11 protein-coding genes and 1 tRNA gene are annotated in these 11,353 nt (G+C 62.8%); 6 read left to right on the top strand and 6 right to left on the bottom strand.

Features of this window, described 5'->3' with window-relative positions; translation table 11 throughout:
• The coding region (locus VN004_RS18355) for a copper-translocating P-type ATPase (RefSeq protein WP_325613107.1) at positions 1 to 2,151 on the top strand (2,151 nt) is incomplete at its 5' end.
• Positions 2,152 to 2,164: 13 nt separating this feature from the next.
• On the opposite strand, the gene VN004_RS18350 is transcribed toward VN004_RS18355, so the two are convergent.
• The 6 genes from VN004_RS18350 to VN004_RS18325 form a co-directional block, all read right to left on the bottom strand.
• The gene (locus tag VN004_RS18350; protein WP_325613104.1) at positions 2,165 to 2,326 is read right to left on the bottom strand and encodes a Thivi_2564 family membrane protein; all 162 of its coding nucleotides are present in this window, start codon (positions 2,324 to 2,326) and stop codon (positions 2,165 to 2,167) included.
• Between the two features lie 88 nt (positions 2,327 to 2,414).
• Entirely contained in the window at positions 2,415 to 2,831 is a 417-nt protein-coding gene (locus VN004_RS18345) for a hypothetical protein (RefSeq protein ID WP_325613100.1), read from the bottom strand.
• A 30-nt stretch (positions 2,832 to 2,861) separates the two neighbouring features.
• Positions 2,862 to 2,947: transfer RNA gene (locus VN004_RS18340), tRNA-Leu, on the bottom strand.
• Positions 2,948 to 2,998: 51 nt separating this feature from the next.
• Positions 2,999 to 3,514: a xanthine phosphoribosyltransferase gene (gene gpt / locus VN004_RS18335; protein WP_325613110.1), complete on the bottom strand. Its 516-nt coding sequence runs from the start codon at positions 3,512 to 3,514 to the stop codon at positions 2,999 to 3,001.
• Positions 3,515 to 3,610: 96 nt separating this feature from the next.
• Positions 3,611 to 4,204: an intradiol ring-cleavage dioxygenase gene (locus VN004_RS18330; RefSeq protein ID WP_325613097.1), complete on the bottom strand. Its 594-nt coding sequence runs from the start codon at positions 4,202 to 4,204 to the stop codon at positions 3,611 to 3,613.
• An 81-nt stretch (positions 4,205 to 4,285) separates the two neighbouring features.
• A complete protein-coding gene (locus tag VN004_RS18325; RefSeq protein ID WP_325613094.1) occupies positions 4,286 to 5,050 on the bottom strand; it encodes a competence/damage-inducible protein A in 765 nt (254 codons plus the stop codon).
• A gap of 201 nt (positions 5,051 to 5,251) precedes the next feature.
• On the opposite strand from VN004_RS18325, the gene VN004_RS18320 reads away from it, so the two are divergent.
• The 5 genes from VN004_RS18320 to VN004_RS18300 form a co-directional block, all read left to right on the top strand.
• Entirely contained in the window at positions 5,252 to 6,670 is a 1,419-nt protein-coding gene (locus tag VN004_RS18320) for a circularly permuted type 2 ATP-grasp protein (protein WP_325613092.1), read from the top strand.
• Complete coding sequence (locus tag VN004_RS18315) at positions 6,670 to 7,611, top strand: alpha-E domain-containing protein (RefSeq protein WP_325613089.1); 942 nt, start codon at positions 6,670 to 6,672, stop codon at positions 7,609 to 7,611. Before VN004_RS18320 ends, VN004_RS18315 begins: the two co-directional genes overlap by 1 nt.
• Positions 7,612 to 7,692: 81 nt before the next feature.
• Entirely contained in the window at positions 7,693 to 8,517 is an 825-nt protein-coding gene (locus VN004_RS18310) for a transglutaminase family protein (protein WP_325613087.1), read from the top strand.
• A gap of 227 nt (positions 8,518 to 8,744) precedes the next feature.
• Positions 8,745 to 9,491, top strand: a complete 747-nt coding sequence (locus VN004_RS18305) for a peptidase (RefSeq protein ID WP_325613085.1) — start codon at positions 8,745 to 8,747, stop codon at positions 9,489 to 9,491.
• A 176-nt stretch (positions 9,492 to 9,667) separates the two neighbouring features.
• Positions 9,668 to 11,353 (top strand): putative bifunctional diguanylate cyclase/phosphodiesterase (locus VN004_RS18300; RefSeq protein ID WP_325613083.1); only part of this gene is annotated, 1,686 nt, incomplete at its 3' end.

Here is an 11,353-nt window from a genome sequence, read left to right as displayed (position 1 = left end):
CTTTCGCCGGAAAAACGCCAGGCGGAGCCGGTGCCGGAGGGCACGATCTACACCTGCCCCATGCATCCGCAGATCCGCCAGATCGGGCCCGGATCCTGCCCGATCTGCGGGATGGCGCTCGAACCCGAGCTCGCAACGGCTGATACCGGTCCCAATCCCGAACTCGCCGACATGACCCGCAGATTCTGGGTCGGACTGGCGCTCGCCCTTCCCGTCTTTGCGCTGGAAATGGGCTCGCACCTGATCGGCGGGCATGGTCTCGTGCCACAGCCCTGGTCGAACATCGTGCAGTTCGCGCTGGCGACACCGGTTGTGCTGTGGGCCGGCTGGCCTTTCTTCGTGCGCGGCTGGCAATCGATTGTCACCCGCAACCTCAACATGTTCACGCTCATCGCGCTCGGGACCGGCGTTGCGTGGCTCTACAGCGTGATCGCCACCTTCGCGCCGGGATTGTTCCCGCCGACATTCCGCGGCCATGACGGCTCGGTGGCGGTCTATTTCGAATCGGCCGCAGTCATCACTGTGCTCGTTTTGCTCGGGCAGGTGCTGGAATTGCGCGCGCGCGACGCAACCTCCGGCGCAATCAAGGCGCTGCTCGACCTTGCGCCGAAATCGGCACGCAAAATCGGCGACGACGGCAGCGAGCATGACATTCCCGTCGAGGATATCGCCGTCGGTGACAGCCTGCGCGTGCGCCCCGGAGAAAAGGTGCCGGTCGATGGCACCATCGTCGATGGGCGCTCCACTGTCGATGAATCGATGGTCACCGGAGAATCGATGCCAGTGACGAAAGAAATCGGCGCCCGGGTCATCGCCGGCACGATCAATCGCAGCGGTTCATTCGTGATGCGCGCCGAGCGCATCGGACGCGATACCCTCCTCGCTCAGATCGTGCAGATGGTCGCGCAGGCGCAGCGGTCGCGCGCGCCGATCCAGCGTCTCGCCGATCAGGTGTCCGGCTGGTTCGTGCCAGCGGTAATCGTTGTCGCGATCGTCGCGTTTGCAGCCTGGTGGGCCTTCGGGCCGGAGCCGCGCTTTGCCTATGGTCTCGTCGCGGCGGTATCCGTCCTGATCATCGCGTGCCCGTGCGCGCTCGGTCTTGCAACACCGATGTCGATCATGGTGGGCGTCGGACGCGGCGCTCAGGCGGGTGTCCTGATCAAGAACGCCGAGGCGCTCGAGCGCATGGAAAAGGTCGACACGCTGGTGATCGACAAGACCGGCACGCTCACCGAGGGCCGCCCGGCGGTGACGGCCATCGTCGGCGCGGCCGGTTTCAGCGAGGACGAAGTGTTGCGGCTTGCGGCCAGCGTGGAAGCTGCGAGCGAGCATCCTCTCGCATTGGCCATCGTATCGGCCGCTCGGGATCGCAAACTGCAACTGACGCCGGTGCAGGATTTCGACTCTCCGACCGGCAAGGGCGTCACCGGACACGTCGACGGACGGCGCATAGCCATCGGTCAAAACAAGTGGTTTGCCGACCTGAGGATCAACACCGCAAGTCTCTCTGCCGAGGCCGACCGGCTGCGCGGCGACGGTGCGACCGTCGTGTTCGTTGCCATCGATGACACGTTGGCCGGACTGATCGCGATCGCCGACCCGATCAAGGCGGAGACCGCGGCGGCACTCGAAGCGCTTCGCGCCGAGAAGATCCGCCTCGTCATGCTTACAGGCGACAATCGCATTACGGCGAATGCCGTCGCCAAAAAGCTCGGCATTGATGCCGTCGAAGCCGAAATCCTGCCGGACGGGAAAGCTTCTGTCGTGGAAAAGCTGCGCCGCGAGGGCCGCGTTGTCGCGATGGCGGGCGATGGCGTCAACGACGCCCCGGCCCTCGCCGCGGCCGATGTCGGCATTGCAATGGGGACCGGGACCGATGTCGCGATCGAAAGCGCGGGTGTGACGCTGCTGAAAGGCGACCTGACAGGCATCGTGCGTGCGCGTCATCTATCCGAGATGGTGATGCGCAACATCCGGCAGAATCTCTTCTTCGCCTTTATCTACAACGCGGCCGGCGTGCCGATCGCCGCGGGCGTGCTTTATCCCGCATTCGGCTTGTTATTGTCGCCGATTGTCGCCGCCGCCGCGATGGCGCTGTCGTCGGTCAGCGTCGTCGGAAACGCGCTGCGCCTGCGCCGCGTCAGGCTATGACGCTATGCTGGCGTCAGAAGACGGCGAGGTATTTCAGCAGCGACAATACGCCGATGATGATGACGATGATCCGAACGATCTGCTTGGCGCGGCCATCGATCGGCAGCATGTTCACGAGATAAAGAACAAGAATGACAACCAGAAACGTGATGAGAATGCTGATCAGGGGCCCCATGGCCGCTCCCCTTTCGATTGATGGATGAAAACGCCGTCGACAGGAACGGCGCTACAATGACACGTTCCTGGAAAAGTTCCATCAACCTTTAGCGCTTGACGCGCTCTCGCTCGGCGCGCTCTCGCTCGGCCCTCTCGGCGGCTGCCGCCCGGAATTTGAGTTCGCAATTGCGTTCGGCGGCGGTCTGCTCGATTTCGTGCAAGTCGCCGAGCACCAGCGTGTAATCTTGCTGATAGGCGATGGCGACTGCAAGTTCGCCGCCCGCTCCCTGCCGCGCCCTTTCCATCAGCGCGGCCAGTTCACGCTCCCGGTTGAGCGTGTTCGCGCCGATCTGATCCAGCTGTTTGCAGCTATTGAATCGGAACTTTCCCGGTTTGGCGACATACTCAGCCATCTGCTGACTGGCACAGCCGCCCGCCGCAAGACACAGTCCAATCCCCACGAGCAAATGCTTCAGTTGTAGGCCCCAGACCATCCGGCGATTGTTAGCGGTCGATTTTGGCAAAAACCCGGTGCGCTCTTTGTTCGACCGGCCTGGTGCGGACGGAGGGACTCGAACCCTCACGAGGTTACCCTCAACGGATTTTAAGTCCGTTGCGTCTACCATTCCGCCACGTCCGCTTGCCGGGAAAACGCACTGCACCATGGCGCAGGCCATGCGTCGCCGCAAGCTCAGCCGCCCTCGCGGATCGGCGGCATGAAGGCGAGCCCGGTATCCCACGGGAAGAAGATCCAGGTGTCCTGGGACACTTCAGTAATGTACGTGTCGACCAGCGGACGCCCCATCGGTTTGGCGTAGACGGTTGCAAAGTGAGCCTTCGGGACGAGGTCGCGTACCACCCGCGCGGTCTTACCGGTGTCGACGAGATCGTCCACGATCAGAACACCCTGACCGCCGCCATGCTCGCCGCTGGTCACCGCCTCGGCGATCCCTTTCAGAACGCGCAACTCGCCCTGCCGGCCGACGCCCGATCCGGAATAGCTCTCGACGCACACCGTCTCGATCAGCCGCACATTCAGCTCGCGCGCCACGATGGCGGCCGGCACCAGCCCACCCCTTGTCACGCATATGATGGCGCTGAACGGACCGGTCGATGCGAGCCGCCAGGCGAGCGCCCGTGCATCGCGATGAAACTGATCCCACGACACCGGAAAATGCTTCGGTGAGGTTGGATTTGTTTCGCTCATCATCATGGTTGGTCCCCCGCCACGCTCCCGCCATGCCCCGGCTACGACAGGCTGCCAACGCCGGACCACTCCGATCCACAGAAAAATCGCCAGATTTCATGTTATATCGAGCACGAAATCAAAGCGGGCATTGGCGCCGCTGAACGTCATCTCCAGTTCCCGCCGGTACAGCCCGTCGCGCCGGTTGACAGGATCACCCGGGAAATAAAGCTGCGTGGTCAGGACCGGCCCGTTCGGCGCCTGCACCTGGACGTGATAATGCGCGGTCCGCCCGGTATAGCGCGCCGGCCTGATGGTCAGAAATCGATAGCGCCCCTGTGTGTCGGTGAACTGGTGTCCCCGGCCGCGGAAGCCGCGATTGTCGTATTCGCCATTGGCATCGGCATGCCACAGATCGACCAGCGCTCCCGCAATCGGCTGGCAGCTGCGGGTCAGGACAAAGCCGGTCAATTCGACCGGCGTGCCCTTCAGCGCGGACCGCAGGTTGGCGCGGAGCGGCGATTTCGGCTTGAAGAATGGCCCCTCGGTCTGAGACAGGGTAGTGCTGGTCTCGTCTCCGCATTGCGGCGTCGGCTGCAACCGCTGTGCGAGCGCGCCGGATGGCCTGGCGAGGTCGGTCATGATGAAGCCGGCAAGCGCGCCCGCTCCCATCATCAGCACGTCACGCCTCGGACGATCGAGCTTGCTCATGGCGGTGCCTCGTCGCGTCATCCTCGCGATCACGCGCAAGCTTCACGGCGATTTCACGGCCGAAAGCTTCAGGCCGCGCGGTCAGCCCGCCGCCTTCAGCCTCGCCTTCACCTCGCGCAGCATGTCCTGCACGGCTTTGGTCGCTGCAGCGAGCTTTTCAGGGTCGCGCGACCGGATGACGATATTGGTGTTCGGTCCGGTCCGGTCGTCGAAGAACGGATAGCTTCCGAAGCTCGCCTCCGGATGCTGCCGGGCGAGTTCGCCGAGCTCGGTGCCGATATCGCCCTCGCGGGCGTCCGCGCGGACGGATTCCGACAGCATCTGCTTGCCGGTCTTCAGCTTCGGCCCGACCTCGTCCAGCATCGCCTGCATGATGGTCGGCACCCCGGCCATCACGATCACATTCCCGATCCAGAAGCCCGGTGCGAGCGAGACCTTGTTGGTGACGAGGTCGGCGCCCTGCGGAATTCGGGTCATGCGCATCCGCGCTGCATTGAGCTCCGGACCCTGAAACCGTTGCTGCAACAATGCGACCGCCCGCGGGTCGAAATCGATCGGCACGCCAAAGGCCTTCGCCACGGCATCGGCCGTGATGTCGTCGTGGGTTGGCCCGATACCCCCGGTGGTGAACACATAGCTATAGCGATGCCGCAGCGCATTTAACGCCGCGACAATCTCGTCTTCGACGTCAGGCACGATCCTGACCTCGCGCAAATCGACGCCGATCGCGGTCAAATACTCGGCGATGTAGCCAATATTCTTGTCCTTGGTCCGGCCGGACAGGATTTCGTCGCCGATAACCAGTATCGCCGCCGTGACCGGCGTATCATTGTCGACCGAATTCATCGGCGCTCGCTCTCCCTTTGACCGCCTTGGTACCGCGCGGGCCCGGCCCGCTCAAGCGCGTGAGCGAAAAGGTGTCATCCGACGACGCTCCCCGCTTATTCCGTGTGCACGACAGCAAAAATTAACTGGCCTCTTCCCTTCTGATGGAACTGGCGCGAAGCTTGCAAAGTTACAGGCCGCTGGGGAGGGCCTTTCGGAGACATGCCGGTTGCGTTCGACGAGATGAACGGGGTGGATGGCCGTATCCGGCCTGCCTACTCGCAATTATCCGCGTGGCTCAATGAGATACGCCCGGACGAACTGGATTTCAGACGGCGCGAAGCCGAAGTCCTGTTCCGGCGAATCGGCATCACCTTTGCCGTTTACGGGGAAGCTGACGCCACCGAACGCCTGATCCCATTTGACGTGATCCCAAGGATTCTGGCCGGCAACGAGTGGCGCACACTGACCCGAGGTCTGGAGCAGCGGGTCAGGGCGATCAACGCCTATATCAAGGACGTTTACGGAAAGCGCGAATGTCTGCGCGCCGGCGTTATCCCGGAAGATCTGGTCTTCCAGAATCCGGTCTTCCGGCCGGAAATGAACGGCCAGAAAGTACCGCACGACATTTACGTCCATGTGGCGGGCATCGACATCGTGCGGGTCGATGCCGATACGTTCTATGTTCTTGAGGACAACGCGCGCACACCGTCCGGCGTCTCCTACATGCTGGAGAATCGGGAGATCATGCTTCGGCTGTTTCCCGAGCTGTTTTCCCGGCATCGCGTCGCACCAGTCGACAATTACCCGGACGAGCTTCTGGCGACGCTCCAGTCGGTGGCGCCGGTCGGCGCGGCCGCGGACCCAACCGTCGTGCTGCTGACGCCCGGCATCTACAACTCGGCCTATTACGAACATTCATTCCTGGCCGACAAGCTGGGCGTCGAGCTCGTCGAAGGCCGCGACCTCTTCGTCAAGGGCGAAGTGGTCTATATGCGTACAACGCAAGGGGCAAAGCGCGTCGACGTGATCTACCGCCGCATCGACGATGACTTCCTCGATCCGCTGGCATTCCGGCCGGATTCGATCCTGGGGGTGCCGGGATTGATGGCCGCCTACCAGGCCGGCAACGTGACGCTGGCCAATGCCGTCGGCACGGGCGTTGCCGACGACAAGGCGGTCTACAGTTACATGCCCGACATCGTGAAATTCTTTCTCGGCGAGGAGCCGATCCTGAAGAACGTGCCGACCTGGCGCTGCCGGGAGGAAGAGCACCTCGCCTACGTGCTCGACAACATCGAGCAGCTGGTAGTCAAGGAAGTCCATGGTTCGGGCGGCTACGGCATGCTGATCGGACCAGCTGCCGACAAGGCGAGCATCGATATCTTCCGCTCGAAGCTGAAGACGCATCCGAAGAATTTCATCGCGCAGCCCACCCTCGCCTTGTCGACCTGTCCCACCTGCGTCGACAGCGGTGTCGCGCCGCGCCATGTCGACCTGCGGCCCTTCGTGCTCACCGGGCGCGACAAGATCCGCATCGTGCCGGGAGGGCTGACGCGGGTCGCGATGAAAGCCGGATCGCTCGTGGTCAATTCCAGCCAGGGCGGCGGTACAAAGGACACCTGGGTGCTGGACGGCTGATGCTTTCAAGGACCGCCGATAACCTTTACTGGCTCGCGCGCTATGTCGAGCGTGCCGAATATCTTGCGCGCATCCTGGAGGCGACACAGCGCCTCACATCGCTGCCGATCGCCTATATCGGCGAAACCAACGAGTGGGAATCGGCGCTCGCGACGGCCGGCTGCGCGCATGCCTTTTTCGCGATGTATGACGAGGCGAACGAGGAGAACGTCACCGACTTCCTCGCCTTCTCCACTGCCAACCCCTCTTCCATCCGATCGTGCTTCGAGGTCGCGCGCACCAACGCCCGGGCGGTCCGCACCGCGCTGACCATGGAGATGTGGGATGCCATCAACGGCACCTGGCTCGAACTGAAGCGCTTCGGAAACGGACCCACCTCGCGGGAGGAATTGTCACGGTTTCTGCGCTGGGTGCAGGAATCCTCGCTACGCTTCGATGGTTCGGCCTACCGGACCATGCTGCGCAATGATTCCTATTGGTTCTCGCGGCTCGGGCTCTATCAGGAACGCGCCGACAACACCGCGCGCATTCTCGATGTCAAATATCACCTGCTCCTCCCGGCCAATGAACATGTCGGAGGACCGCTCGACTATTTCCAGTGGGCTGCCATCCTGCGATCGGTGTCGGCGCTGACATCCTATCACTGGGTGTATCGCGACAATGTCAAACCGTGGCTGGTCGCCGATCTCCTGATCCTGAAGGAAGAAATGCCGCGGTCTCTGGCGAGCTGTTACGAGAATCTCGTGCGCTATCTCGATGCGATTGCCGTCGCCTATGGCCGGCAAGGCCCGGCGCAACGCCTCGCCCGCGGCGTGCGGACGCGCCTGCAGAACACCAAGATGGAGGACATTTTCCAGAACGGCCTCCACGAGTTCATCCAGGAATTCATTGCCGACAACAATCGGATCGGAGCCACCATTACCCAGCAATATCTTGCCTGATGCGTTGCCCTAAGAACGGCGGAGCGGACCGCTGCTTCACCGCTTGCCTTTGCCGAACCAAAACGTCAGCATCCCCGCCCCATGCGCATTCGAGTTTGGCACGACACCACCTATCGCTATTCCTGGCCTGTGACCGGGGTGATCCAGACGCTTCGTCTCACGCCGCGCAACACCGAGTCCCAATATGTGATGGAGTGGCGGATCGATGTCTCGGCGGATTGCCCGCTGACGGCGCATGTCGACGCCTTCGGGAATATCTCCCACACCCTGACCGCCGAAGGCCCGCTGGATCAGCTCACGGTCCATGTCGAAGGCGAGGCGGAGATCGAGGACACGGTGGGTGTGGTCAAGGGAACGGTCGAACCGTTTCCGCCCTCGTTGTTCTTGCGCGAGACGCCGCTGACGCAGGCGAACGAGCATATCCGGACGTTTGCCAGGGATACGGTGGGCTCGGCGCAGGACCGGCTGACCATGTTGCACGCCTTGCTCGACACGCTGCATGAGACCGTCACCTATGACGGCGATCCCACCCACGTCCATACGACCGCGGCCGAAGCCTTCGCGATCAGGCGCGGCGTTTGTCAGGATATCAGCCACATCTACATCGCCTGCGCCCGCAGCATCGGCATTCCGGCTCGCTACGTCTCGGGTTATCTGTATCGCGCGGACGGCAACAATCGGCAGCAAGCCGGACACGGCTGGGCGGAGGCGTTCGTCGACGGCCTGGGCTGGGTCGCGTTCGATGCGGCCAACGGCATGTGCGCAACGGATGCCTATCTGCGCGTCGCCGTCGGGCTCGACTATCTGAGCGCTGCGCCAATTCGCGGCTCGCGCACCGGTGGCGAAGGTGAAGGACTCGACGTCCGGATCCGGATCGAACAGAGCGGCTTCCAGCGCCAGGAGTAACGAGCGCCGACCGGCGCCTGTGACATTTTGCACTGCAACGATGGTTTATCCGGCGGTCGAGACGGGGGCCATTGCACTCGCGCCCTGCCCGAGGCGATCGCTGCCAGTCCTTTTCTTCTCGGTCGGCCTTTGAACCAGCCCGCTGGCCGAGATAAGGCTTTTGCTGTCAGTGGGAATGGGGATAATGCCGCCGCCGCGGGAGCCCTCGTGAAACAACTGGATAGAGAATGACCTATTGCTGCGGAATCCTGGTGCGCGAAGGCCTCGTCATGATTGCCGACACGCGGACCAATGCAGGGCTCGACAATGTTTCGACCTTCCGCAAGCTCCACGTCTTCAAGCAGCCAGGCGAGCGGATCATGGCGATCGCCTCCTCGGGCAATCTGTCGCTCAGCCAGTCTGTCGTCTCCACCATGATCGAGGGCGTGGAGAACAAGGAGACCGGGGAGCGCGAAACTCTCATGAATGCGCCCTCGATGTTCCAGGCCGCGCAGCGCATCGGCCGCGTGGTGCGCAACATCCACGAGACCGAAGGCCGCGCCCTCGCCGCGGCCGATGTGAAGTTCGACGTCTCGTTCCTGTTCGGCGGTCAGATCAAGGGCGAGCGCATGCGGCTGTTCATGATTTACTCGGCGGGCAATTTCATAGAATGCACCACCGACACGCCGTATCTGCAGATCGGCGAGCATAAATACGGCAAACCGGTCCTCGACCGCGCGATCACCTATGGCGTGGATCTCTACGACGCGCTGAAGATCGGGTTGATCTCGATGGATTCGACAATGCGGTCCAACCTCGGGGTCGGCATGCCGATCGACATCCTGGTTGCCCGGCGGGACGCCTGTGATTCCGAATTGTCCTATCGGATCGAGCCCGGCGAGCCCTATTTCCACGACTTACGCGAGCGTTGGTCCGGAGCGCTGCGCGCGGCCCACATGGCCATTCCACGTCCGCCTTATGCGGGCAACGCCTGACTGTGCCCGATTGCCTAAGCTGGTTTGACTCACGGTTAACCATCCGCGCGAACATACCCGGGGATTAAGAACCGTTTGGCCAACACCGCCCGGTTGTGCGGTATCGGTGCAAGCCATTGGCAAGCATTTCCCCGTAGCTTCCCCCACGAAAATCAGGCAGTTAAGGAACAGTCGCGGTGGCCGAGACGAACGCGCGTTTGGCCGATCAAGGCGCGCAGGCAAGCTGGGACCGGGCCCGGCTGAGCATCGTCATACCCATCAGCGTTGTCGTTGCCGTCGCAATCCTGTGCATCATCGTCGCTGTCCTGACTTCCGCCCAACGGGCCAACGAGGTCGCGCTCGAGCACGAGAAGCGCCTGCTGTCGCGCGCCATCTCCAATCACGGGGAGCAACTCCTGCGCGAACTGGAGAGCGTCAGTGCGAACGAAGAGGCCGTGCGACGCATCCGCGACCAGTTCGACCGGAACTGGGTACACAATCGCGTCGGTCTCTGGCTCAAGCATTATTTCCACCACGATTTCGTCTTCGTGACCGACGGCAAGGACCATCTCACCTACGCGCTGCTCGGACGGAACAGCGTGGAGCCGCGCTGGTTCAATTCGATCATCCCGGAGCTTGCGCCGACGCTGGACTACATTCGCGGCCGCGTCGGCGACGAACCCAAAGGCGCCATTCGCATCTCCGAGCCGCGGCGCCATGTCGATGCGGACAAGCCCAGCCGCGTCACGCTCATTCAGCGCTTCCTCGGCCGCCCTGCCGCGGTCGCAGCCGCCATTATCGCTCCGATCGAGCAAATCGGGGGGGCCAGCGAGACCGCGCCGCTGGTCGTCGCAGTGAAATTCATCGACGAAAGCCTGCTCGCTGAAATCGGCGGGCGGCTCCAGCTCAGCGGCCTGCGCGTCACCGAAAAGGCGCTGGCGCCCGACGGAGAGCACCTTCACGAACTCAAGGATTATGACGGGCATACGGTCATGAGCTTGACCTGGACGCCCAAGAGCCCGGGTTCGGAGATCGTAACCAACGTCATACCGTTCATCGCTGTCGCCTTCGCGGGCTTTGCGTTGTTGGCTGCCCTCATCCACGGCTATATGCGCAGGACCGCCGCCACGATTGCCCAGGGCGAGCAGCGCCTGCGCTATCTCGCCTTGCACGATCCGCTCTGCGGACTACCCAACCGCAATTACTTTGGCGAACGCCTCGAGGCGGTGATCAAGGAGGTGCAGAACGGCGCGCCCGCTGCGGCCGTCTTCTACATCGACCTCGATCACTTCAAGGACGTCAACGATACCCTCGGCCATCCGATCGGCGACGAACTCATCCGCAACGTCACGGCGCGCCTCTCGGGGCTGCTGCGTCCGGAGGATCTGGTGAGCCGGCTCGGTGGCGACGAGTTTGCGGTCATCGTCACGGACGGCGCCGACATCACCGCGCTGCAACGCATGGCGGACAAAATCATCTCCGCGATCTGCGCGCCCTACTCGATCAATGGACATAACATCCTGATCGGCGCCAGCATCGGCATTGCACTGATCGACGGGCGCTCCGAAAACGGCGCGGCCGACGCGATGCGCTATGCCGACATGGCGCTTTACCGGGCGAAGAACGAGGGCCGCAACCGCGCGTGCATCTACGATGCGGCGATGGACGCGGACCTTTCCGAGCGCAAGCAGCTTGAGCGGGACCTGCGCGAAGCGATTCGTTCGGATCAGTTGCGTATCCTCTACCAGCCGATCGTCAATGGCAGCGGCGACACCATTCTGGGCGTCGAGGCCTTGTCGCGGTGGTCGCATCCGACCCGAGGCGACATAGAACCGTCGCGCTTCATCCCGATCGCCGAGCATTCCGGCCTCATCATCGAACTC

Origin of the sequence: Pseudorhodoplanes sp. (assembly GCF_035565855.1) — a bacterium.
In the GTDB taxonomy this organism is placed as follows: Bacteria; Pseudomonadota; Alphaproteobacteria; order Rhizobiales; family Xanthobacteraceae; genus Pseudorhodoplanes.
Note: the sequence above shows the minus strand (reverse complement) of the source record. Positions and strands in the feature narration are given on the sequence as shown.